This is a genomic window from Nocardiopsis flavescens, assembly GCF_900141985.1.
In the GTDB taxonomy this organism is placed as follows: domain Bacteria; phylum Actinomycetota; class Actinomycetes; order Streptosporangiales; family Streptosporangiaceae; genus Nocardiopsis; species Nocardiopsis flavescens.
In genome coordinates this window covers 465,414-488,070 of record NZ_FQZK01000003.1, presented here as the reverse complement: position 1 = coordinate 488,070, position 22,657 = coordinate 465,414, and the positions used below count along the sequence as shown (strand labels likewise).

19 protein-coding genes are annotated in these 22,657 nt (G+C 74.9%); 7 read left to right on the top strand and 12 right to left on the bottom strand.

Going from position 1 to position 22,657, the window contains the following annotated elements:
* The first annotated feature begins 43 nt into the window (after positions 1 to 43).
* The 4 genes from BUE45_RS08815 to groL all read left to right on the top strand — a co-directional run bounded on the left by BUE45_RS08815 (position 44) and on the right by groL (position 4,430).
* Complete coding sequence (locus BUE45_RS08815; RefSeq protein ID WP_073377312.1) at positions 44 to 646, top strand: PadR family transcriptional regulator; 603 nt, start codon at positions 44 to 46, stop codon at positions 644 to 646.
* Positions 647 to 752: 106 nt separating this feature from the next.
* A complete protein-coding gene (locus tag BUE45_RS08810) occupies positions 753 to 1,718 on the top strand; it encodes an ATP-binding cassette domain-containing protein (protein WP_073377310.1) in 966 nt (321 codons plus the stop codon).
* Entirely contained in the window at positions 1,715 to 2,518 is an 804-nt protein-coding gene (locus tag BUE45_RS08805) for an ABC transporter permease (protein WP_073377308.1), read from the top strand. The genes BUE45_RS08810 and BUE45_RS08805 overlap by 4 nt, the downstream gene beginning before the upstream one ends.
* 283 nt (positions 2,519 to 2,801) lie before the next feature.
* The gene (gene groL / locus BUE45_RS08800; protein ID WP_073377306.1) at positions 2,802 to 4,430 is read left to right on the top strand and encodes a chaperonin GroEL; all 1,629 of its coding nucleotides are present in this window, start codon (positions 2,802 to 2,804) and stop codon (positions 4,428 to 4,430) included.
* 634 nt (positions 4,431 to 5,064) lie between these two features.
* Here the strand turns inward: groL and BUE45_RS08795 are convergent.
* The 3 genes from BUE45_RS08795 to BUE45_RS08785 form a co-directional block, all read right to left on the bottom strand.
* Entirely contained in the window at positions 5,065 to 6,783 is a 1,719-nt protein-coding gene (locus BUE45_RS08795; protein WP_084737068.1) for an ABC transporter ATP-binding protein, read from the bottom strand.
* 47 nt (positions 6,784 to 6,830) lie between these two features.
* Positions 6,831 to 8,552, bottom strand: coding sequence for an ABC transporter transmembrane domain-containing protein (locus BUE45_RS08790; RefSeq protein ID WP_073377302.1), 1,722 nt, complete (start codon positions 8,550 to 8,552; stop codon positions 6,831 to 6,833).
* A gap of 63 nt (positions 8,553 to 8,615) precedes the next feature.
* On the bottom strand, positions 8,616 to 9,035 hold the full coding sequence (locus BUE45_RS08785) for an NUDIX hydrolase (RefSeq protein ID WP_073377300.1): 420 nt from the start codon (positions 9,033 to 9,035) through the stop codon (positions 8,616 to 8,618).
* Between the two features lie 227 nt (positions 9,036 to 9,262).
* Between BUE45_RS08785 and BUE45_RS08780 the strand changes: the two genes are divergently transcribed.
* Positions 9,263 to 10,555 carry a glycoside hydrolase family 6 protein gene (locus BUE45_RS08780; RefSeq protein ID WP_073377298.1) on the top strand — a complete coding sequence of 431 codons (1,293 nt, stop codon included), beginning with the start codon at positions 9,263 to 9,265 and terminating at the stop codon, positions 10,553 to 10,555.
* Between the two features lie 210 nt (positions 10,556 to 10,765).
* Entirely contained in the window at positions 10,766 to 11,851 is a 1,086-nt protein-coding gene (locus tag BUE45_RS08775) for a zeta toxin family protein (RefSeq protein ID WP_073377296.1), read from the top strand.
* Positions 11,852 to 11,873: 22 nt separating this feature from the next.
* Here BUE45_RS08775 and BUE45_RS08770 read toward each other — a convergent pair whose 3' ends face one another.
* Positions 11,874 to 12,824 (bottom strand): R2-like ligand-binding oxidase, encoded by a 951-nt coding sequence (locus BUE45_RS08770; protein WP_143173297.1) that lies wholly within the window; start codon positions 12,822 to 12,824, stop codon positions 11,874 to 11,876.
* Positions 12,825 to 13,029: 205 nt separating this feature from the next.
* On the opposite strand from BUE45_RS08770, the gene BUE45_RS08765 reads away from it, so the two are divergent.
* A complete protein-coding gene (locus tag BUE45_RS08765; protein ID WP_073377292.1) occupies positions 13,030 to 13,266 on the top strand; it encodes a hypothetical protein in 237 nt (78 codons plus the stop codon).
* A 3-nt stretch (positions 13,267 to 13,269) separates the two neighbouring features.
* On the opposite strand, the gene BUE45_RS08760 is transcribed toward BUE45_RS08765, so the two are convergent.
* The 8 genes from BUE45_RS08760 to BUE45_RS08725 all read right to left on the bottom strand — a co-directional run bounded on the left by BUE45_RS08760 (position 13,270) and on the right by BUE45_RS08725 (position 22,625).
* The gene (locus BUE45_RS08760; RefSeq protein ID WP_073377289.1) at positions 13,270 to 14,916 is read right to left on the bottom strand and encodes a DNA repair helicase XPB; all 1,647 of its coding nucleotides are present in this window, start codon (positions 14,914 to 14,916) and stop codon (positions 13,270 to 13,272) included.
* 66 nt (positions 14,917 to 14,982) lie between these two features.
* Entirely contained in the window at positions 14,983 to 15,384 is a 402-nt protein-coding gene (locus BUE45_RS08755) for a hypothetical protein (RefSeq protein WP_073377287.1), read from the bottom strand.
* Between the two features lie 38 nt (positions 15,385 to 15,422).
* On the bottom strand, positions 15,423 to 15,893 hold the full coding sequence (locus tag BUE45_RS34005) for a hypothetical protein (protein ID WP_342746016.1): 471 nt from the start codon (positions 15,891 to 15,893) through the stop codon (positions 15,423 to 15,425).
* Positions 15,894 to 16,026: 133 nt separating this feature from the next.
* Positions 16,027 to 16,446 (bottom strand): hypothetical protein, encoded by a 420-nt coding sequence (locus BUE45_RS08745; protein ID WP_073377284.1) that lies wholly within the window; start codon positions 16,444 to 16,446, stop codon positions 16,027 to 16,029.
* Positions 16,447 to 16,494: 48 nt separating this feature from the next.
* Positions 16,495 to 18,966 carry a helicase-associated domain-containing protein gene (locus BUE45_RS08740; protein WP_073377282.1) on the bottom strand — a complete coding sequence of 824 codons (2,472 nt, stop codon included), beginning with the start codon at positions 18,964 to 18,966 and terminating at the stop codon, positions 16,495 to 16,497.
* Positions 18,967 to 19,092: 126 nt separating this feature from the next.
* The gene (locus BUE45_RS08735) at positions 19,093 to 19,848 is read right to left on the bottom strand and encodes an SDR family oxidoreductase (protein ID WP_073377280.1); all 756 of its coding nucleotides are present in this window, start codon (positions 19,846 to 19,848) and stop codon (positions 19,093 to 19,095) included.
* Between the two features lie 110 nt (positions 19,849 to 19,958).
* Positions 19,959 to 20,876 (bottom strand): RNA polymerase sigma-70 factor, encoded by a 918-nt coding sequence (locus BUE45_RS08730; protein WP_073377277.1) that lies wholly within the window; start codon positions 20,874 to 20,876, stop codon positions 19,959 to 19,961.
* Between the two features lie 18 nt (positions 20,877 to 20,894).
* The gene (locus tag BUE45_RS08725; protein ID WP_073377275.1) at positions 20,895 to 22,625 is read right to left on the bottom strand and encodes an L-aspartate oxidase; all 1,731 of its coding nucleotides are present in this window, start codon (positions 22,623 to 22,625) and stop codon (positions 20,895 to 20,897) included.
* Positions 22,626 to 22,657 lie beyond the last annotated feature (32 nt).

The following is a 22,657-nucleotide window of genomic DNA, read 5'->3' as shown; positions in this document are numbered from 1 at the left end:
TCCCACCGGGGGCGGTCCCCGGGGTGCTCCGGATGAGGCGGCGATGTCGGCGACGCGGTTGTTGGTCCTGGGTGTGGTGCGCATGTCGGGACGCGCCCACGGGTATCGGGTCGGTCGCGAGCTGATGGACTGGGGCGCCTCGGACTGGGCCAACGTCAAGTGGGGTTCCATCTACCACACGCTGCGCAAGCTCACGGCCGAGGGCAGGCTGCGGGAGGTCGCCGCCGAGGACGACGGGCCGGTGGAGCGGACCTCCTACGAGATCACCGAGGAGGGCGTGACCGAGCTCCACCGGCTGCTGCGCAAGGCGCTCGCCCACGCGGGCGACGACCACGCGCTGCTGTGCGCCGGGGTCACCCTGATGACCTCGCTGCCGCGCGCCAGGGTGATCGAACTGTTCGAGGAGCGGCTCGCCGTGCTGGAGGAGTACGCGGCCGAGGCGCTGGAGACGTCCCGGCGCGACCCCGCGGAGTGGGACAAGCCGGCACACGTGCGCCCCCTGTTCCAGCTGCAGCGGCTGACGGTGGCGGCGGGCATCGAGTGGACCCGCGGGCTCATCCGCGAACTCCGCGAGGGGCGCTACACCATGGCCGACGACGACCCGCGGGCCTTCGGCCTGCCGCCGGAGCGGGTGCCGAGGGGGTAGCCCCGCGCCGCGGGCCGGGCGCCGCCGGGTGTCCGTATTAAAACTTGAATACGGGACGCCGGTGCGGCAGACTCCTTCTTATTCAACTTTGAATAAGGAGTCGCGGATGATCCGGACCCGGGATCTCACCAAGCACTTCCGCGTCGGCAAGGAGACCGTCGAAGCGGTCCGGGGCGTCGACATCGACGTCGCCGAGGGCGAGCTCGTCGCCCTGCTCGGCCCCAACGGCGCGGGCAAGTCCACCACCCTGAGGATGCTCACCACCCTGCTCGAACCCACCTCAGGCACCGCCGTGGTCGCCGGGCGCGACGTGCGCGCCGAGCCGGCCCGGGTGCGCCGCCGCATCGGGTTCGTCGGCCAGGGCCACGGCGCGGGCGAGGACCAGCGGGCGGGGGAGGAGCTGTACACCCAGGGCCTGCTCTACGGCCTGGGCCGGGCCACGGCCCGGGCGCGCACCGCCGAACTGCTCGACGTGCTGGAGCTGTCGGGCGCCGCCGACCGCGAGGTCACCCGGCTCTCCGGCGGGCAGCGGCGCCGCCTCGACATCGCCATGGGGCTCATCCACCGCCCGCCGCTGCTGTTCCTGGACGAGCCCTCCACCGGCCTGGACCCGCACAGCCGGGCCAACCTGTGGGAGCACATCGCCCGCCTGCGGGAGAAGTCCGGCACGACCATCGTGCTCACCACCCACTACCTGGAGGAGGCCGACGGGGCCGCCGGGCGGGTCCTGGTCATCGACCACGGCCGGGTCATCGCCGACGGCACCGCCGACGAGCTCAAGGCCGGGGTCTCCGGCGACCTCGTCTCCTTCACCGTCGCCGACGGCGGGTCCGCGGCCACCGGCGCCGAGATCGCCGGGAGGCTGCCCGCCGCCGACGGGGTCGAGGCCGTCTCCGGCCGCGAGCCCGGGGTGCGGCTGCGGGTCGAGCGCGGCGACGCCGTCCTGCCCGAGCTGCTGCGCGCGCTGGACGCCTCCGGGGTCGCCCCGACCACGGTGCGGGTGCAGCGCCCCACCCTCGACGACGTCTTCCTGGCCCTCACCGGCCGCAGCCTGCGGGAGGAGAACCCGTGACCACCGAAACCGCCGCCCCCACCGCCGCCGCCGAGGCCGGCGTCCCCCGGCCGTCCCCGCTCCGGGACACCGGGATCGTTTTCGCCCGGCAGATGCGGCCGCTGCTGCACCGCCCCGCCCTGCTCCTGTTCGGCATGCTCCAGCCGGTCCTGTACCTGGTGCTGTTCGCGCCGCTGCTCTCCGGCTTGGCCGGGGCCGAGGGCGAGAACCCCTGGCAGTGGTTCGTGCCCGGGCTCCTGGTGATGCTCGCCCTGTTCACCGCCGGCTTCGCCGGGTTCGGGCTGCTGCCCGAGCTGGCCTCCGGCGCGCACGAGCGGCTGACGGCCAGCCCGGTGAGCCGGGTGGCGCTCCTGCTGGGACGGGTGCTGGGCGACGTCGCCGTGATGACGGCGCAGGCGGTGCTCATCGTCGTGCTGGTGCTGCCGTTCGGGTTCCGCGTCCCGGTGGCCGGGCTCGTCGTCGGCCTGCTCCTGCTGGTCGTGCTGGGGACCGGCGTGTCCTCGGTGTCGTACCTGGTGGCCCTCAGGGTCCGGCGGACCTTCGTCTTCGCGCCCATCGTCCAGACCGCCGTCATGCCGCTGATGCTGCTGTCGGGCGTGCTGCTGCCGATGGAGCTGGCGCCGGGCTGGCTGTACGGCCTCTCCCGGATCAACCCCGTCGCCTACGTGGTGGACGCGGAGCGCGCGCTGTTCGCCGGGGAGTGGAACGCGGTCGTGGCCCTGGGCTGGGCGGTCGCCGTCGCGGCCACCCTGCTGGTCCTGCTCCTGGGCTCGCGCGCGATGCGCAGGATCTCCGCCTGACCTCGTCCGCCGCCAGCGGAAAAGACCGCCCTGCGGGGTGTTTGTGCAGGTGAACGCGGCTTGAAGAGGGGGTGGAATCGTGACCGCATCGTTTGCACTCTCCCGGGGCGAGTGCTAAAAAGGGATCGGGTTAGCACTCGCCCAGGCTGAGTGCTAAACCGGATCGAGGCTGCGAGACCGCGGCCGCCGGCAACAGGGTCGCCGGTGTGTCCGCGGTCGTCCGTCGCGGGCGCACGCCTCGTCCCATCGCGTATCAGCCCGGTCACGGGAGGACAAGAACTCAATGGCAGCCAAACTGATCGCGTTCGACGAGGAGGCCCGTCGCGGCCTCGAGCGCGGCATGAACCAGCTTGCGGACGCCGTCAAGGTCACGCTCGGCCCCAAGGGCCGCAACGTCGTCCTGGAGAAGAAGTGGGGCGCCCCCACCATCACCAACGATGGTGTCTCCATCGCCAAGGAGATCGAGCTCGAGGACCCGTGGGAGAAGATCGGGGCCGAGCTCGTCAAGGAGGTCGCGAAGAAGACCGACGACGTCGCGGGTGACGGCACCACCACCGCCACCGTCCTGGCCCAGGCGCTCGTGCGCGAGGGCCTGCGCAACGTCGCCGCCGGCGCCAACCCGATCAGCCTCAAGCGGGGCATCGAGGCCGCCGTCGCCCGCATCAGCGACGAGCTGGGCAACCTCTCCAAGGAGATCGAGACCAAGGAGCAGATCGCCTCCACCGCCTCCATCTCCGCCGGCGACACCCAGATCGGCGAGACCATCGCCGAGGCGATGGACAAGGTCGGCAAGGAAGGCGTCATCACCGTCGAGGAGGGGCAGACCTTCGGGCTCGAGCTGGAGCTCGCCGAGGGCATGCGCTTCGACAAGGGCTACATCTCGCCCTACTTCGCCACCGACCTGGAGCGCATGGAGACGGTCCTCGAGGACCCGTACATCCTCATCGCCAACTCCAAGATCTCCAACAACAACGAGTTCCTCCCCATCGTGGAGAAGGTGCTCCAGGCCGGCCGTCCGCTGGTCGTCATCGCGGAGGACGTCGAGCAGGGCGCCCTCCAGACCCTGGTGGTCAACAAGATCCGCGGCACCTTCAAGTCCGTCGCCGTCAAGGCCCCGGGCTTCGGTGACCGCCGCAAGGCCCAGCTCGGCGACATCGCCGTGCTGACCGGCGGCCAGGTCATCACCGAGGAGGTCGGCCTCAAGCTGGAGAGCACCGAGCTGGACATGCTCGGCCGCGCCCGCAAGATCGTCGTCACCAAGGACGAGACCACCATCGTCGACGGTGCCGGCGACGCCACCGCCATCGCCGGTCGCGTCAACGAGATCCGCAACGAGATCGAGCGCACCGACTCCGACTACGACCGCGAGAAGCTCCAGGAGCGCCTCGCCCGCCTGGCCGGCGGCGTCGCGGTCATCAAGGCCGGTGCCGCCACCGAGGTGGAGCTCAAGGAGCGCAAGCACCGCATCGAGGACGCCGTCCGCAACGCCAAGGCCGCGGTCGAGGAGGGCATCCTCCCCGGCGGTGGTGTCGCGCTGCTGCAGGCCAGCGTGCCCGCGTTCGAGAAGCTGGAGCTGGACGGCGACGAGGCCATCGGTGCCGACATCGTTCGCCGCGCCATCGCCGAGCCGCTGAAGCAGATCGCCGTCAACGCCGGCCTCGAGGGCGGCGTCGTGGCGGACAAGGTCCGCAACCTGGAGCCCGGGTTCGGCCTCAACGCCGCCACCGGCGAGTACACCGACCTGTTCAAGGACGGCGTCATCGACCCGACCAAGGTCACCCGTTCCGCTCTGCAGAACGCGGCCTCCATCGCCGGTCTGTTCCTGACGACCGAGGCCGTCATCGCCGAGAAGCCGGAGAAGGCGGCCCCCGCGGCCGACCCGACCGGTGGCATGGGCGGCATGGACTTCTAGTCCACGGCGTCGGAGGTCCGGATACGCGACCTCAGCCCGCGACGACCGGGCGGTCCCCTCGGGGCCGCCCGGTTCCGCGTTCCCGGGGCCCTGTCGGCCCCGTGCGCTTCCGGTGTTCCGCCCGGTCTCGCGCGCTCCCGTCGGCCTGTGCGGACCGGTGTGTTCTCGGTGCCGCGCGCGGCCCGGGGTGTTTCCGGTGGCCTGTGTGGTCGGACGTGCTCGTGTCGGCCTGTGTGATCCCGTGTTTCCGGTGTGCCGCGCCGTTCCGTGTGCTTCCGGTGTTCCGCCCGGTCTCGCGCGCTCCCGTCGGCCTGTGCGGACCGGTGTGTTCTCGGTGCCGTGTGTGGTCCGGGGTGTTTCTGATGGCCCGTGTGGTGCGGGTGTGCTCCTGCCGGCCCGCGTGGCCCGGTGAACTTCTGCCGACCTACGCGGCGTGTGTTTTCGGTGCTGAGCGTGGGGTCCGGTGTGTTTCCGGTGTGCCGCGCCGCTCCGTGTGCTCCCGAGGTCCTGACCGCGGCACCGGCGGGGGCGGCGCGCCCCTCCCGGCGAGATCGGCGGGGAGGGGACGCCCGGCCCGCACCGGAGGGCTTCGGCGAGGAGGCCGCCCGGCCCGGCCGCCGCCCCGCGGCGCGGGTCAGGGGGTGCCGTGCCAGGCGTGCCAGAGGGCGGCGTAGGAGCCCCCCGCCGCGAGGAGTTCGTCGTGGGAGCCCAGCTCCCGGACGAGGCCGTCCTCGACCACCGCGACGCGGTCGGCGTCGTGGGCGGTGTGCAGGCGGTGGGCGATCGCCACCACCGTGCGGCCCGCCAGCACGCCGGCCAGCGAGCGCTCCAGGTGGCGGGCCGAACCCGGGTCCATGAGCGAGGTCGCCTCGTCCAGCACCAGCACCCCGGGGTCGGCGAGCACCACGCGGGCCAGGGCCAGCTGCTGCACGTGCGCCGGGTCCAGGGAGAGGTGCCCCGACCCGATCCTGGTGTCCAGGCCCTCGGGCAGCGCCCGCACCCAGGAGTCGGCGTCCACCGCGGCCAGCGCCTCCCACAGGGCGTCGCGGTCCGCCTCCTCGCGGTCCAGGGCCAGCGCCAGGTTCTCGGCGACGGTCCCGCGGAACACGTGGCTCTCCTGGCTGAGCAGGATCGCCTTCTCCCGGCGGGCCCGCGGGGAGAGCCCGGTCAGGTCCCGCCCGCCCACCCGGACGGTCCCGGAGGTCGGCGTGTGGACGCCCGCGATGAGCTTGCCCAGCGTGGACTTGCCCGCCCCGCTGGGACCCACCACGGCCAGCCTCTCGCCCGGCTCCAGCGTCAGGTCGACCCCGTGCAGGACCTCGGTTCCGGTGTAGCCGAAGCGCAGCCCCGAGATCTCGACGGCGCCCGGCTCCCCCCGCCCGCCGGACGCGTCGTCCGCGGCCGGCTCCTCGGCCAGCTCCACGCCGATCAGGCGGCGCAGGCTGGTGAACCCCATCATCAGGCTGTCCACCTGGTCGATGAGGAGGTCGACCGGCCGCACCACCTGCACGGCCAGGAACACCGCCGTGGCGATCTGCCCGACCGTCAGCTCCCCCTGGGCGTGCAGGTACGCCGCGGCCACGAACGTGGCGGCCGTCGGCACCAGGTACGAGAACTCCAGCGTCGGGTACCACACGGTGCGCAGCCACAGCGTGTACCGCTCGGCCAGGTAGGCGCTGTGGATCCGCCCGTCGGTGCGCACCCGCTGGCGGTCCTGGCGGCCCAGGGCCTCCAGGGTGTGCGCCCCCTCCACCGTGTCGGTCACTCCCTGGGTCAGCTCGGAGTAGGTGTCCAGCTCCCGCAGGTACCCGGCCGGGGCGCGCCGGGCGTACCAGCGGGTGGACAGCCAGATCACCGCCGCGGACGGCAGCCAGGCGAGCAGCAGCACCGGGTGCAGCACGGTCAGCGCGCCGAAGATGACCACCACCGTCACCCCGCTCACCACCATCACGGGCAGGGAGTGGCGGACGGTGTGGCTGAGGTGGCCGACGTCGCGCCCGGTGCGCGCCATCAGGTCGCCGCTGCCCGCGCGCTCCACGGTGCCCAGCGGCAGCCGCAGCACGGCCCGCACGAAGTTCTCGCGCAGCTCGGCCAGGACCGCCTCGCCGAACCGGATGGACAGCGCCACCGACACCAGGGTGAGCACCGCGTGGCAGAGCAGCGCGCCCACGACCAGGAGCGCCATGAGGTCGATCCGCTCAGGGGCGGCCGACGCGCGCACCGCGTCGACGATCCGCCCGAGCATCCACGGCGGGGCGAGCGCGGCCAGGGCCGCCAGCCCGTACAGGCCGACCACCGCGGCCAGGACGCGGCCGTGGCCGCGCAGCAGGAGGGAGAGCCGGGCCCACACCATCGGGGGCGGGGCGACCGGGAGCAGGCCCCGGCGCTCGTCGGTGGCGGTCACGGCTGTTCCTCCAGCACGGTCGTGCGCAGCACGGTGGCGGCGTACCCGGGTTCGGCGGCCAGCAGGTCGTGGTGGGCGCCCTCAGCGGCGACCCGGCCGCCGCGGACGAACCGCACGTGGTCGGTGCGGTCCAGCAGCAGCGGGCTGGTGGTCACCAGCACCGTCGTGCGCCCGGACCGCTCGTCCGCCAGCCGGGCGGCGATGGCCGCCTCGGAGTGGGCGTCCACGGCGGACGCGGGCTCCACCAGCACCAGGACGTCGGGGTCGTGGGCCAGCGCCCGGGCCAGCCGCAGCCGCTGCTGCTGGCCGCCGGAGTACTCGCGGCCCCGCTCGGTGAGCAGCGCGTCCCAACCGGACGGGGACCGGCGGACGACGTCCTCGGCCGCGGCCACCCGCACCACCGCGGCCAGCCGCTCCTCCGACAGGCCGCCGTCGGGCGACAGCTCCTCGCGCAGCGGCCCCGAGAACAGGTGGGCGTCGTTGGCGGCGACCAGGACGCGTTCGCGCACCGCGCGCAGCGGCAGGTCGGACAGCGGGACCGAGCGGCCGGTGGCCTCCTCCACCAGGTGCCCGCCCTCGGCGTAGCGGCCCAGCCGGGCGGAGATCCCGGTGGCGTCCGCCGGGTCGGCGCACACCACGCCGGTCAGCAGCCCGGCCGGGACGCGCACCCCGCTGGCCGGGTCGTACAGTCCGCAGGGGCCGGTCGGCGGCTCGGCGGGCGTCTCGGGGTCGGGGTGGTCGTGGGCCAGGGCCAGCACCCGGGACACCCGCCCGGCGGCGACCCGCGCGGAGATGTACAGGGACACGCCCGTCATCAGGTGGCGCACGGACACGGCCAGGTTGGTCGTGAACCCGTAGAACGCCACCAGCTGCCCCACGGTCAGCTCCCCGTCCAGGGCCAGCCGCGCGCCGTACCAGACGATGCCCACCAGCAGCAGCCCCGGGTACAGCTCGCGCAGGGCCTGGAGGGCGGCGTCCAGCCAGCCCACCCGCACCCCGGCGGCGCGCACCCGCTGGGACTCGTCCCGGTAGCGGTCGCCCACGGTGCGCTCCCCGCCCACGCCGCGCAGCACCCGCAGCCCCGCGACCAGGTCGCAGGCCCGGGTGGTGAGCTCGGCCTTGCGGGAGCGCTGGTGCTCCTGGCGCCTGGCCAGGGGGCGCAGCACCGGGGCGATGCCGAGCATGATCACCGGTACGGCGGCCAGCACGATCAGCCCGAAGACCACGTGCGACGTGAGCATGAGGGCGGCCACCACCGCCATGGACACCAGGGAGGCCAGGATCATCGCGAACCGCTCCCAGAAGTCCCCGATCCGCTCGATGTCCTCGGTGCCCACGGCGATGACCTCGCCGGAGGGCAGCCGCCGGGTCAGGGTGGGGCCCAGGTCGGCGGCCCGGGAGCAGACGACCTGCACGGTGCGGTAGGCGGAGGCGTACCAGGTGAAGCACTCGGCGCGGTGCGCGAGCGGGATGAAGACCACGGCGACCGCGATGACCGCGGACAGCACTCCGGCCCAGGACAGCACCGAGCGCGTGTCGAGCCCGGAGTCCAGGGCCGCGCCGATGACCGCGGACAGCAGCACGGTGCCGGCGGTGTACCCGCTGGCGAGGACCCCGGCCCACAGCAGGGCGCGCCACTCCTTCCGCGCCATCCAGAGCAGGTAGCGGTCGGCGGAGCGGTGGTCGGGGTCGCCCGGGGGCTGGGGAAGGTCGCGCACACACGGACTGTAAGCGGGGGCGAGCGTCCGGGGCCACTGGTTTTCCGGTGGGGAACCCCCTGCTCAGACCACCTCTCCGGTGGTGTGCAGGAGTTCTATGAGGCGCTGGGTGGCGGGAGCGCAGCGCCCCCGGTCGGCGTGGCCGACCCAGGCGATCTCGGAGACCTCGGCGCTGGGGCGCGGCTCGCCCTCGTGGTCGGCGGCGTAGCAGGCCATCCGCACCCGCGTGCCGGGAGCCTGGTCGTGGGCGACCTCGTCGACGACGGTGACGAGGCGGAAGGTGCCGGGGACGAGGGTGACGCCGACCTCTTCGAGGGCTTCGCGGGCCACGGTCTGCTCGTCGGTCTCCCCGGGCTCGCGCTTGCCGCCGGGGGAGTAGAGGACGTCGCGCCCGCGGGAGCGGACGCACAGGACCCGGCCGTCGCGGACGTGGACCCAGGCCAGGGCGTCGATGACGGCGGGCGGGGTGGTGGAGGCGGACATGGACTCCAGGTTAGGGGGAGCGGGGCGGGAGCGCTCCGCGCGCCCGGGCCCGGCCGCGCGGCGGGGGAGGCGCGGCCCGGGCGGCGCCGGGGGAGAAGGTAACCATTGGGAAACGCCGCCCCGGACCCCCTGTGCGGGCGCGGTGGCGTCGGGTTACGGTACCTGCGGACTGGGAGCGCTCCCAGATGGTGGGGACCATCCAAGCACGAACCGTCCGAGGTACACACATGTCCCGCACATCCCGCCTGCGCGCGGCGCTCGGCGCCGCCGCCGGATCCGCGGCGCTGCTGGCCGCCGCCGCGGTCACCCTCACCGCGGCACCGGCCGCCGCCGACACCGGCTTCTACGTCAACCCCGACACCTCCGCCTCCCGCTGGGTGGCGGAGAACCCCTCCGACCCCCGGGCCGCCCTCATCGAGGAGCGCATCGCCTCCGTCGCCCAGGGGACCTGGTTCACCCGGCACGACCCCGAGACCGTCCGCGCGGACGTGGACGCGCTGCTCGGCGCCGCCGACGCGGCCGGGCAGGTGCCCATCATGGTCGTCTACAACATCCCGGGCCGCGACTGCGGCAACCACAGCGGTGGCGGCGCCCCCTCCCACGAGGCCTACCGCGCGTGGGTGGACGAGCTCGCCGCCGGACTCGACGGCCGGCCCGCGTACATCATCGTGGAGCCCGACGCCCTGCCGCTGGTCAGCGGGTGCAGCGAGCCCGGGGACACGCAGGCGCTGCTGGACTCCATGGCCTACGCCGGCAAGGCGCTCAAGGCGGGGTCCTCCCAGGCCCGCGTCTACTTCGACATCGGACACTCGGACTGGCTCAGCCCGACCCGGGCCGCCGAGCTGCTCAACGGCGCCGACATCGCGGGAAGCGCGGACGGCGTCTCCACCAACACCTCCAACTACCGGCACACCGCCGACGAGGTCGCCTTCGCCAAGGCCGTCATCGCCGCCACCGGGGTCCCCGGCCTGGGCGCGGTGGTCGACACCAGCCGCAACGGCAACGGACCCTCCCCCGACGACGAGTGGTGCGACCCGCCGGGCCGGGCTCTGGGCACCCCGAGCACGACGGACACCGGCGACTCCGCCGTCGACGCGTTCCTGTGGGTCAAGCTCCCCGGCGAGGCCGACGGCTGCGCCGGGCCCGCCGGGTCGTTCGTCCCCCACCTGGCCCACGAGATGGCGGTCAACGCACCGGGCGGCCCGCCGGAAGAGCCCGCGGACGGCGACTGCACCGCGGAGTACCGGATCGACAACGAGTGGGGCACCGGCTTCCAGGCGACCGTCACCGTCACCGCGCACGCCCCGCTGAACGGCTGGCGGGTCGAGTGGGAGTTCGCCGACGGCCAGGCCGTCACCCAGGCGTGGAACGCCAGGGTGACCTCCTCCGGGGGTGCGGTCACCGCGCTGCACCCGGAGTGGGGCGGCGCCCTCGCCCAGGGCGCCACCGCCGGGTTCGGGTTCACCGGATCCCACTCGGGCTCCGCCGCGGTGCCCGAGGTGACCTGCTCGGCGGCCTGAGCCCGCGGGCCGGGCGGACACCCCCCGCCGCCCGGTCCGCGCGGTCCCCCGGGGGGCTCCCGGCGCCTTCCGGGAGCCCTCCGGGCACGCGGACCCGCGCCCTGTCCGGTACCGGCCGCCGGAACCGCCACCCGATCCCGTGCGGACGCACTAGCATCACCCGGTGTGAGCGAACGCGGGGCCGGCCACGGCCCCCGGAAGGGTGACGGCATGGCGACGGACACCGACCCCTCCCCGGAGGCGCTCGAACCCGGGGCGGCCGCCCCGGTCGCGGCACCCGGCCCCGCCGCCGGGCCCCTCCTGGCCCAGAGCCGCACCGGCGGCTTCCCGCCCCAGACCGGGGAGCGGCGCCTGGCCCTGGAGCGCGCCTACAACCTCTTCAGTGCCGCCATCGGCGCCTGCACGGCCCGGGGCCTGCGCGACCGCGCCGCGGAGCTGCTGGCGGCGGAGGCCCGCCTGCCCTTCCTCACCCCGGACGAGGTCGAGCGCGCCGACGGCGACCTCGTGCGGCTCCTGGCCGGGCTGCGCTCGCGCCCGGCACCCGACCGGGGCGAGACGCCGCCCCCGCTCTCGGCGGCCGAGGCCGCCGACCTCTTCGACCTGGGACTGCGCGACCGGCTCACCGGGACCGCCCGCGAGCACCCCCGGGTGCTGCTGTTCGGCGGCCAGCCGGGCTCGGGCAAGTCCACCCTCCAGCGGCTGCTCCTGCCCGTCCTGCCCGAGGGCACGGTGAGCTACGACGGCGACGACCTGATGCGGCTGTCCCCGGACTACGAGCGCCTGATGGGCCGCGACGACCGCACCGCCTCGCGGACGGTCGCCGAGCAGGTGGGGGTGCTGCACACCCCCGCCCTGGAGCACGTCCGCGCCTGCCGGGCGGACGTGCTGTGCAGCCACCCGCTGGGGCGGGCCGACTGGGCCGCCGCCTGGACGGGGGGCTTTCGCGAGGCGGGCTACCGCGTGGAGGCCGCCTTCCTGGCCGTGCACGCCTCCGCCAGCCGGTTCGCGGTCGTGGACCGCCACCGCCGCTCCCGGGAGCACCAGGGGTTCGGCCGCTGGATGCGCGAACACCTGCACGACCGCTTCTACCAGGGCGTCCCCAACACGGTCGAGTTCCTGGAGACGCACCGGCTGGTCGACTCCCTCTACGTCCTGTCCCGCGACGGCGAGGTCCTCTACGCCAACCACCTGGACCCCGGGGGCGACTGGCGGGTGGAGCCGTTCGGGCGGGTCGCGTTGGAGGCCTGGCGCGGCCGCCGTGAGCTGTGGCATCCGGAGGAGGTGTCGTTCGGGTAGCCGGGACGGGCCGCTCCCGCGCTCACAGGCGCGCCATCGCCGCCCGGTCCTCCTCGCCGAACCGCTCCTCCAGGTGCTCGGGGGAGGCGTCCAGGTCGATCCGCGCCACGGGCACGCCGCGCGCCGACTCGATGGCGCCCAGGCGGCGCAGCGCCCGGTCGGTGGCGTAGCGCAGCAGCTCCCCCGGGGGCGGCTCGTACCCCGCGGCCCCGGAGGCGGTGCCGGAGGCGCCCTCCCCGTGCTCGACGGTGCTCACCACGTGCGGCAGCAGCTCCTCCAGCCGCTCGCCCACCACCGCCCAGTTGGCGTCGTCGGCGGCCACGTGCCGCCGGCAGGTGAAGGTCCCCCACGCCATGTGGCGGCGCTCGTCGTCGCCGATCCGGCGCACGATCTCCCGCATCCCGGGGAAGATGTCGCGCACGGTGCAGATGTGGTTCCAGGCGTAGTACCCGGTGAGCGCCAGGGAGCCCTCCACGATGTGGTTGTAGGTGACCGAGGCCCGCACCTGGTTGCGCGGGCAGGGGTCCTCCAGCAGCGCCTCCAGCGAGGAAGGCAGCTCGTCGTAGAACAGCGCCCGGTAGCCCGGGTTGTCCTCCACGTAGGAGTGCAGGTCCTCCTGCACGCCCACGGCGTCCAGCCACAGCCGGAACGCCTGGACGTGCTTGGCCTCCTCGAACGCGAACTGCGCCAGGTACATCCCGTCGCCGAGCCGCCCCTCGGCGGCCATGGCGCGCAGGAACGGCTGGAGGTCCTCGGTGACGGCCTCCTCGCCCGCGGCGAAGAACGCGCACAGCCGCAGGACGCGCTCGCGCGCGGCCCCGCCGAGGGCCTTCCAGTCCTCGGCGTCCCTGCCCAGGTCGACGCCGGCCGGGTCCCAGAACCTCGCGTTGCCCTTGACGAACAGCTTCAGGGGCAGCGAGTCCCAGTTCAGGCCGCCGCCGCGCAGGGAGTGGAAACCGGTGCGTTCGGACATGGGAGGACCTCCGAGGGGAGCCGGGGGGCGCGCCGTCCCGCCCATGATTGGACACGAACCGGCTTCGTGTAAAGAGGGGCGGGTGTCGTGGATCACGAAAACGCCCCGCCCCGGATACGGTCGGCATCGGCCGACCGGCCGCCTCCGCCGAAACGGTACGGTCGGGTTGTCCCGCCCGCACCGAACGATCCGATCGGGGTACGACGTGTTCTGTGGTGATCCCGGCACCTCCGGCTACACCGCCTGCGCCGCCCAGACCCAGCTCTTCTCGCTGGCCTCCGCGATCCCCGCGCTCCTCGGCCTCGCCCTGCTGGTCGCCGCCTTCGCGGCCCCGGGGGTACGTGACGACCGCCTGCTGCGCACCCGGACCCTGGCCTACTCCCTCACGGCATGGGCCATCGCCGCCGGGACCTACGTCATCGGCGCGCTTCCCTCGTTCTGACCCTCAGACCTCGTCGCCGGACAGGACGTCGGCGGCGTCGGCGATGCGGTAGGCGTACCCCTGCTCGGCCAGGAACCGCTGCCGGTGCGCCGCGTAGTCCTGGTCCAGGGTGTCGCGGGCGATCACCGCGTAGAACCGCGCCGCCCGGCCGTCCGCCTTGGGGCGCAGCACCCGGCCCAGCCGCTGGGCCTCCTCCTGCCGGGAGCCGAACGATCCCGACACCTGGATCGCCACGCCCGCCTCGGGCAGGTCGATCGAGAAGTTGGCGACCTTGGACACCACCAGGACGCGCAGCTCCCCCTCGCGGAACGCGTCGAACAGCCGCTCGCGCTCCCTGGTGCGGGTCTCGCCCTTGATCACCGGTGCGCCCAGCGCCTCGCCCAGCTCGTCCAGCTGGTCGATGTAGGAGCCGATGACGAGCACCTGCCCCTCGGAGTGGCGCTCCACCAGCTCCCGCACCACCGCGGTCTTGGCCTCGGAGGAGGCGCAGAACCGGTAGCGGTCCTCCGGCTCGGACGTGGCGTACGCCAGCCGCTCGGACTCCGACAGGTCCACCCGCACCTCGACGCAGTCCGCCGGGGCGATCCACCCCTGGTTCTCCATGTCCTTCCACGGGGCGTCGTACCGCTTGGGGCCGATGAGCGAGAACACGTCGCCCTCGCGGCCGTCCTCGCGCACCAGCGTCGCGGTCAGACCCAGTCGCCGCCGGGCCTGGAGGTCGGCGGTCATCCGGAAGATCGGCGCGGGCAGCAGGTGGACCTCGTCGTAGACCACCAGGCCCCAGTCGCGGGCGTCGAACAGCTCCAGGTGCGTGTACACGCCCTTCCGCTTGGCGGCCATCACCTGGTAGGTGGCGATGGTGACCGGGCGGATCTCCTTGCGGGTGCCCGAGTACTCCCCGATCTCCTCCTCGGTGAGCGTGGTCCGCCGCAGCAGCTCGGTCTTCCACTGGTGCACCGACACGGTGTTGGTGACCAGGATGAGCGTGGTCGCGCCGGTCATCGCCATCGCGGCGGCGCCCACCACGGTCTTGCCCGCCCCGCAGGGCAGGACCACCACGCCCGAGCCGCCCGCGTGGAAGCCCTCGGCGGCGGCCCGCTGGTAGTCGCGCAGCTCCCAGCCGTCCTGGACCAGGTCGATCCGGTGCGCCTCGCCGTCGACGTACCCGGCCACGTCCTCGGCGGGCCAGCCGATCTTCAGCAGCGCCTGCTTGAGGTTGCCGCGCTCACTGGGGTGCACCGCGACGGAGTCCCCGCCCAGCCGCTCGCCCAGCATCCCCCGGAGCCGCTTGGACCGGACGACCTCCTCCAGCACCGCCCGGTCGGAGGAGCGCAGCACCAGGCCGTGCGCCGGGTCGCCCTCCAGCCGCAGCCGCCCGTACCGGTCCATCGTCTCGGCGATGTCCACCAGCAGCGAGTGCGGCACGGGGAACTTGGAGAAGCGCAGGAGGACGTCCACGACCTGCTCGGCGTCGTGCCCCGCGGCGCGGGCGTTCCACAGCGCCAGCGGGGTGATCCGGTAGGTGTGCACGTGCTCGGGCGCCCGCTCCAGCTCGGCGAAGGGCGCGACGGCGCGGCGGCACTCGCCGGCCAGCTCGTGGTCGACCTCCAGCAGGAGGGTCTTGTCGGACTGGACGATCAGGCAGGACACGCGGAACCTTCCGTCGGCGGGGGCGGCCCCAGGTGCAACGCACCGCGGGCCCCGATCATGCCCGGGTCAGGCCGAGGAGATGATCGCGAACGCGATGAACACGATGTAGGCCGCGATGACGAAGCCGATGATCCCGAAGTTGATCCACACCGAGAGCCAGGCGTTCTTGGTCATGCGTCGACCTCGTTCGAGGTCGTACTTCTCCCCGATGGCCAGGGCGCCGAACACGATGCCGGGGACCGCGGTGACGCCGCAGCACAGGATCAGCTGGACGCAGGACAGGATCAGCGCGGTGATGGCCCGGCCCTCGTGCTCGGGTCTGCCCGGGGGCGCCTGGAACGGGGGGACCCCGCCGGGCGGCGGGCCGTAGGAGTAGGAGTCGTGGGAGTACGGGCCGTAGGGGCCGGAGCCGGGCGCGGAGTAGCCGCCGGTCGCGTCCTTGTAGGGGTCGTACGGGTTGTCGTTCACAGCGGTTCCTTCGGTGGGGGAGCGGGCCGTGCCGGGGCTCAGTAGCCGAGCACCAGGGCCATCGCGAGCACGAACAGGACGATGAGCACCACGGGGACGCACAGCGCGGCGTAGGCCAGGTTGCACGCCCATGTGTACCGCAGGTACCGCTCGACCTCGTCCGCGTCGGGGACCTTGGACAGTGCGATGACGCCGAGCACGATCCCGGGAACGTTGCAGCCCAGGAGGACGAACCACACCCCGAGGTAGGCGCCCAGCAGCGGGGGCAGCAGGGTGAGCACCGCCACGACCAGGGCGGCGACCGTTCCGCCCACCCGCGCGGGCGGGCCGGCCGGGACCGGGGCGGCGGCCGGGGCGGCGGGCGTGACGGACTGCGGCGGACGCCCGCGCGACGGGGCGGGGGCACCCCGGGCGGGGGCGGTCCGCCCGGGAGCGGGGGCGACCGAGCGCAGGGCGGAGCCCTGCTCGCGCTCCCAGAAGTCCCTGGGGCTCCCGGATCCCCTCTGCATGTGCTCCCCTTCCCCCGGCGGGCACGCGGCCCCCGCGCACCCTTGGTGTACCCGCCCCCGCGCACCCTTGGTGTACCCGCCCCCGCGGAAGGGGACGCCGGCGGCCCGGCACGGGTTCCCCGCCCGCGGCGGATCAGTAGTTGGTCACCGGCACGATGCCCTGGATCCACGACCCCGCCTGGGTGAACACCACGAACGTCAGCACCAGCATGACGAAGAGCATCACCCCGGCCGCCCCCAGGCAGTACCAGGAGTAGCGGGTGAGCACCTCCGCGCGGCCGGGCTGCCCGCGGTCGCGGGCGTGCGCGGCCCGGATCGCGAACACGATGCCCGCGACGCCGAAGATCCAGTTGCCGCAGCACAGCAGCGTGAAGGCGTGCAGGATCAGCGCCATCGTGGAGCTGTTCGCCGCTCCGGAGGCGGGCGCCGGCGCGTCCCCCTCCCCGCGCGCCGGGGCGGGGTCCGCCGAGCCGCCGCGCTCACCGCCGCGCCCGTCGTCGCGCCCGTGCTCACGGGGGGACGAGGCTCCGGGGGGCAGGGTCGCATCGCTCATGGGGGTGTCTCTCGTTGTCCGAGGGCCGACTGGCAACCGCGTACCACCCTACGGCGTGGCGGTCCGATCGTCCTCCTCCAGTTCGGCCAGGGCGGTGATCCGGTGGACCGCGAAGCGCTGCACCGCCCCCCGGGTCTCGTCGTGGGCGGTGACGAACCCGCCGTCGGCCGCCGAGGGCCCGATGATCCGGCCGGCCTGGCGGCCGTCGGTGTCGGTGTAGCCGATCCACATGCGCCGCCCCGCCTCCGCGGCGCGGGCCAGCGCCGCCAGCACCGCCGCCGCCCGGGAGCCGGGCGGCCCGTCCTCGGGCAGCGGGACCGGGTGCCGGGTCGCGGTGGCGGCCTCGTCCCCGGCGCGCACGGCCCGGACGATCTCGCGCACCCGCTCGGCGGTGGGGACGACGGTCGGCGGCTCGGGCGGCACCTCCACGGGCTCGGCGCGGCGCGCCTCGGGACGGGAGAGCCGCATGACCCCGTCCCCGCCCTCCGCGACGGGGTGGTGGCCGAGCCTGCGCAGCCCGTCCACCAGCGACGCCCGGCCCACCGCGGCGGCCACCACGGTCGGCGCCAGCCGCACCAGCCCCAGGGCCTCGGTCCGCCGGTCCCCCATCACCTCGTCCAGCAGGGCGGGCTCGTCGCAGCGCAGGTAGGAGGAGGCGGCGCCGGCGCGCAGCCGTCCGTGCCGGCGGCCCACGTCGGACACCAGGTACCGCAGCGCCTGCGGCAGCGGGGTGCGCGAGTGGCGCTCCAGCAGCGTCAGGATGTCGGCGATGCCGCGCCCGGCGTCCAGGCCGCGGCGCACCGAGTCCTCGGTGAACCGGTACACGGTCGCGCCGCCGGTGGACTCCACGTCCGCGATGAGCGCCAGCTCCCGGGCCAGCTCGGCCACGAGCGGGCCCGGGGCGACGGCGGTGAGGTCGCCCTGCACCAGGACGTGGTCCAGCGGCCGGGGCAGGTGCCCGGCGAGCAGCGCGGCGGCGGCCTCGGGGTCGCCCTCCAGCAGCGGCCGGACGTGCCCGGCCAGCGCCCCCCGGCCGGTGAACCCGAGCAGCGCGGCCTCCGCGACGGCGTTGTCCACCAGCTCGGTGTACACGGGTGAGCGGCGGCGCGGACGCCGCCAGGAGAGCCGGGCCGACAGCGACTCCGGGACGGGCGAGAACCCGGGGTCGGCGGTGGCGAGCTCGGCGAGCACGTCGCGGCGGGCCTGGGGCGCCGCCGGGCGGACCAGGCCGGGGCCGAGCACGTTGCGCACCCGGCCGCCGGAGTCCCGGGAACCGCTCAGCGAGGGCACCCGGTCGGTGTCCAGCCAGGCCTGTGCCAGCCGCAGCCAGCGCCGTTCCGGGGGGCTCTCCCGCCACAGGTCGTACTCGCGGGTGGGCAGCCACTCGCCCTCGACCCGGTCGTCGGCGCCCAGCAGCCCGGCGGCGTGGGCCACCTCCACGTACAGCGCCGCGGTGGCCTCGTCGGTCTCCATGGCCGCGGCGGCGCGGCGCAGGTCCCGCACGCCCAGCCCGCCGTTGCGCAGGACGGCTGCGGGCTCCCCGGACCAGGACTCCAGCAGCTCCTCCACGGCGCGCAGCACCGTGAACGCCTGCCCGGCCGCGAACCCGTCCACGCCCCCGGCGTCGCGGGCGGTGCCCGCGAACCCCGGCGGGGCGGTGGCGGTCTCGCGGAACAGCGCCCCCGCGCGCAGGTGCAGGCCCACCTCGCGGGGCAGGGTGAGCGTGTCGTCCCCGCTGGGCAGCAGCAGGGCGCGGGCCAGCAGCTCCTCCACCGGCGAGCCGGCGTCGGCCACCCCGACGTCGCGGCGGGCGTCGGCGACGGTGCCGTGCGGCGGGCCCCAGGCCATCCCGTCCAGCAGGCGGTGGGCGTGCTCCCCGACCTGCTCCAGCAGCGCGCCGAGTCCGGCGGGGTCGGACAGCAGGCGGGCCAGCGCCTCGACCGGCGCGGGCGCGGGGGAGTCGGGGGCCAGGTCCGCCGCCAGCCGCTTGAGGCGGCCGTGCGGCAGTGCGGCCAGCAGCACCCGGGCGGGCGGCCCCAGCCGGGCCGGGGCGGGCAGCAGGTCGCGCAGCACCTGCACGGGGCGCAGCCGGTCCCGGTCGGACCAGACCAGCGCCGAGCGCAGCAGGCCCTGGAGGGCGTCCGCGACGGCGCCGCGCCGCGCCTCGCCGCCGTCCGCGGACGCGGCGGGCGCCAGGGCGTCCGCCAGCTCCCCCGCGGTGGCGCCCACGGGCTCGGACAGGCGGTCGTCACCCAGGGCGACGACCGCTTCGAGGACCTGGAGGGTGAACGCGTCCTGGCCCTCCAGGGCCCGCAGGACGGTGTTGCGGGAGGTCGCCCGCGCGGCCAGGGCGCCGATGCCGTCGGGGAGGGGGCGGCCCAGGTCGGGCCGCACGGACAGTAGGGCGGCCAGCTCCGCGTCGGAGCGCTCGCGCAGCCAGGAGGTGAAGGTCGGGGGGCGGCCCGGCCCGGGGGTCTCCGTGCCCGGTCCGTGCAGGTCGGGAGGTGCGTTGTCGGTCATCGGTACCAACGCTAGGCGATACCTGCGACGAGGTGGGAGTCCGCCGGAGGGGGAAAAGCGTCACCGCGGTGAAGAAGCATGTCGCGGGCCGGGGCCCGGACGGTGTCCGGGCCCCTGTGGGCGGGATCACCGCGCGGTCTGCGCGGCGAGCCAGTCCCCGAACCGGGTCGGGGCGAGTTCCGCGCCCTCCCCGGGCAGCAGCGCGCCCTCCTCGACGACCGCGCCGAAGTACGGGTTCTCCTTGCCCGCCACGACCTCGCGGGGGTCGCCGTCGGCCGCCAGCCGGGCCCGGACCAGGTCCTCCATGGAGATCTCCTCGGGGCCGGCGACCTCGGTGACGCCGCCGGTGGGCGCGTCCAGGGCGATCCGGGCCACGGCGGCGGAGACGTCGGCGGCGGCGATCGGCCGCATGGGCGTGTCCGCCACGCGCGCGACGCCGCCCGCCGTGGCCTCGTCGGCGATGGAGCGCGCGAACTCGAAGAACTGGGTGGCGTGCACGATCGAGTACGGCAGGTCCGACCCGGCGATCAGGGACTCCTGGGCGGCCTTCGCGCGAAAGTACGGGTTGGACTCCCAGCGCCCGGTCCCCACGATCGACAGCGCCACGTAGTGCCCCACCCCAGCCTTCGCCGACTCCCGCAGGAGGTTGGCGGTCGAGGTGGTGAAGAAGTCCATCACCGCCTTCTCCTCGAAGGAGGGCGAGTTGGACACGTCGACCACGACCGCGGCCCCCTCCAGGGCCCCGGCCAGCCCCTCCCCGGTCAGGGTGTTCACCCCGGTGCCCGGGGCGGCGGGGACGGCCTCGTGGCCCTGCTCGCCCAGCCTCCCGACGATCCCGGACCCGATCAGCCCGGTTCCGCCGATGACGACGATCTTCGCCATGATGCGCCTTCCGGTGGTGGCGGCGCCCGGTGCGCCGGCCGTTCACCGACTATGACCGGGCGCCCCCCGCGCCTGTGACGGGTCCGGGGCCGGGTCGGGGAAAATCTTCGTCACGCCCCGGGGGCCGCGGCGAAACCGCCGAGCTTGGCCGGGTTCATCATCCACAGCACCCGGTCGACGCCCTCGGCGGAGGCGGCCACGGTCACCACGGCGACCACCCCGCCCTCCCGGGTGAGGCGCACCGCGGCGGCCCCGTTGGCCCGTACCTGCTCCACCTCGACGCCCGCCCAGAACCGGTCGGCGAACGCGCGGACGTACCTGGCGACCCGCGCGCGCCCCACCACCGGGAACCGGGAGGCGCGCACGGCGCCCCCGCCGTCGGAGTAGGAGACGGCGTCGTGGGCCAGCAGCTCCTCCAGCGCGGACAGGTCGCCCCCGCGGGCGGCGTCCACGAAGGCCGTCAGCAGCCGCCTCTGCTCGGCCTCCCCGACCCCGGCGCGGCGCTCGCGGGACACGTGCCGCCGCGCCCGGCTCACCAGCTGGCGCGTGTTGGCGGCGGACTGCCCGATGATCTCCGAGATCCGGTCGTAGGGGTAGTCGAACGCCTCGCGCAGTACGTAGGCGGCGCGCTCGGTGGGCGTGAGCCGCTCCAGCAGCATGAGGACGGCGACCTCCAGGGCCGCGCCGCGCTCGGCCCCCAGCGCCGGGTCGGCGGAGGTGTCCACCGGTTCCGGGAGCCAGGGGCCCGCATAGGACTCGTGGCGGGCCCGGGCCGACCCCGCCACGTTGATCGCCAGCCGGGTCACGGTGGTGGCCAGGAACGCCCCGGGCTCGCGCACCGCGGCCCGGTCGTAGGTCTGCCAGCGGATCCAGGCCTCCTGGAGCACGTCCTCGGCCTCGGCGGCCGACCCCAGGATCCGGTAGGCGATGCCGAACAGGCGCCCCCGGACGCCGCGGAACACCTCCTCGGCCCGTTCCAGGTCGGTGCCGGGTGCGTCCGCGGCGGGGCCGCGTTCCTCGGTCGGCATGCGGTCGCGGGCTCCTCGCTACTCGACGAGTTTTCCGGTGCTGGAGACCTCGTGCATCAGCTCCGAGATGTCCGCGGGGACCGCGGGGACCTCCTCCCGCTCCAGCCGGCCGGGGCCGGACCAGACGAGGTTGACCCGCAGCGCCGGATCGGTCCCGGGGTGGTCGGAACGATTGTGGCAGCCCCGGGTCTCCCGGCGCTCCAGCGCCGCCTCCAGCGTGGCGCGCCCGGCCAGCGCCATGGACCTGAGGTCGAAGGCGTGGGCCAGGTCGTGGAACCCGGCGAGGTCGGGGTGCACGCCCAGGTCGCTCATGCGCTCCTCGACCCGGTCCAGCTCCGCCAGCCCGGCCAGCAGCCCCCGCTCGTCGCGGACCACGCCGGCGTGCTCGGTCATGAGCGTGCGCACGGCCCGCTGGAGGGAGCGCGTGTTCTCGCGCCCGTCGGCGGCCAGCAGGCCGTCGACCTCGGCGCGGGCCCGTCCGACCGCCTCGGCCGAGCGGCGGTGGACGGCGAGCCCCTCCGAGTACTCGGCCGCGGCCCGCCCGGTGAGGCGGCCGTAGACGAGGAGCTCGATGAGGGAGTTGCCGCCCAGCCGGTTGGCGCCGTGCAGGCCGCTGGCGGCCTCGCCGATCGCGTACAGGCCCGCGACGCCGGTGGAGTGGTCCTCCGGCCGGACCCACACCCCGCCCATGGAGTAGTGGGCGGTCGGCGCGATCTCCATCGGGGACTCGGTGATGTCGAGCATCTGGTGTTCGAGCAGGGTGCGGTGCACGCGCGGCAGCCGCTCCAGGACGGTCTCCCGGGGCAGGTGGGAGACGTCGAGCCACACCCCGCCGTTCCCGGTGCCGCGCCCCTCCTTGATCTCGGTGTAGGCGGCCAGCGCCACGCGGTCGCGGGTGGACAGCTCCATGCGCTCGGGGTCGTACCCGGACATGAACCGCTCGCCCAGGCCGTTGCGCAGGATGCCGCCCTCGCCGCGCGCCGCCTCCGAGACCAGGGTCCCGGCGGCGTTCTCGGGCCACAGCAGCCCGGAGGGGTGGAACTGGACGAGTTCGGGGTCGCGGACCCGGCCGCCCGCGTCCACCGCCAGGCGGAACGAGTCACCGGTGTTCTCGTCGCGGCGGGACGAGGTGCGCCGCCAGATCCGCGTGTGCCCGCCGGCGGCGAGGACGACCGCGTCGGCGAGGACCACGTGCCGGGTCCCGTCCCCCAGCCCGAACCCGTACGCGCCGAACACGGCACCGTCCTCGACCAGCAGCCGGGTGATGTACACGTCGTCCAGGACGGGGACGCCGAGTCGGGCCGCCCGGTCCACGAGGGTCCGCTGGATCTCCAGCCCCGTGTAGTCCCCGGCGAACGCGGTGCGGCGGTGGGTGTGCGCCCCGAAGAACCGCTGGGAGATGCGCCCGTCGGCCTCGCGGGCGAACCGCATCCCGTAGCGCTCCAGGTCCTCGATACCGCGGGCCGCCCCCTCGGCGACGGTGCGGACCGTGCGGGGGTCGCCGAGCAGGTACCCCTCCCGGAGGGTGTCCGCGGCGTGCTGGCGCCAGCTGTCCTCGGGGTCCATGGTGCCCAGGGCCGCGTTGATCCCCCCGGCGGCCAGCGCGGTGTGGGCGTCGGACCGGGGGCGCTTGCCCACCGCCAGGACGTCGGTGCCGCGCTCGGCGAGTTCGATGGCGGCGCGCAGGCCCGCGCCGCCGGTTCCGATGACGAGGACGGACGTGGAGATCCGCCGTTCCCTGGTGTCCATGGAGTGCCTCCGGTCGAGGTGGTGCCCTGCCC

What these genes read in the sequence shown, in the direction of transcription:
- BUE45_RS08815 (WP_073377312.1), top strand. Translation starts at nt 44, where the DNA reads ATGTCGGCGACGCGGTTGTTGGTCCTGGGTGTGGTGCGCATGTCGGGA.
- BUE45_RS08810 (WP_073377310.1), top strand. Translation starts at nt 753, where the DNA reads ATGATCCGGACCCGGGATCTCACCAAGCACTTCCGCGTCGGCAAGGAG.
- groL (WP_073377306.1), top strand. Translation starts at nt 2,802, where the DNA reads ATGGCAGCCAAACTGATCGCGTTCGACGAGGAGGCCCGTCGCGGCCTC.
- BUE45_RS08795 (WP_084737068.1), bottom strand. Translation starts at nt 6,783, where the DNA reads ATGGTGTGGGCCCGGCTCTCCCTCCTGCTGCGCGGCCACGGCCGCGTC.
- BUE45_RS08785 (WP_073377300.1), bottom strand. Translation starts at nt 9,035, where the DNA reads ATGTCCGCCTCCACCACCCCGCCCGCCGTCATCGACGCCCTGGCCTGG.
- BUE45_RS08780 (WP_073377298.1), top strand. Translation starts at nt 9,263, where the DNA reads ATGTCCCGCACATCCCGCCTGCGCGCGGCGCTCGGCGCCGCCGCCGGA.
- BUE45_RS08775 (WP_073377296.1), top strand. Translation starts at nt 10,766, where the DNA reads ATGGCGACGGACACCGACCCCTCCCCGGAGGCGCTCGAACCCGGGGCG.
- BUE45_RS08770 (WP_143173297.1), bottom strand. Translation starts at nt 12,824, where the DNA reads ATGTCCGAACGCACCGGTTTCCACTCCCTGCGCGGCGGCGGCCTGAAC.
- BUE45_RS34005 (WP_342746016.1), bottom strand. Translation starts at nt 15,893, where the DNA reads ATGCAGAGGGGATCCGGGAGCCCCAGGGACTTCTGGGAGCGCGAGCAG.
- BUE45_RS08745 (WP_073377284.1), bottom strand. Translation starts at nt 16,446, where the DNA reads ATGAGCGATGCGACCCTGCCCCCCGGAGCCTCGTCCCCCCGTGAGCAC.
- BUE45_RS08740 (WP_073377282.1), bottom strand. Translation starts at nt 18,966, where the DNA reads ATGACCGACAACGCACCTCCCGACCTGCACGGACCGGGCACGGAGACC.
- BUE45_RS08735 (WP_073377280.1), bottom strand. Translation starts at nt 19,848, where the DNA reads ATGGCGAAGATCGTCGTCATCGGCGGAACCGGGCTGATCGGGTCCGGG.
- BUE45_RS08730 (WP_073377277.1), bottom strand. Translation starts at nt 20,876, where the DNA reads ATGCCGACCGAGGAACGCGGCCCCGCCGCGGACGCACCCGGCACCGAC.
- BUE45_RS08725 (WP_073377275.1), bottom strand. Translation starts at nt 22,625, where the DNA reads ATGGACACCAGGGAACGGCGGATCTCCACGTCCGTCCTCGTCATCGGA.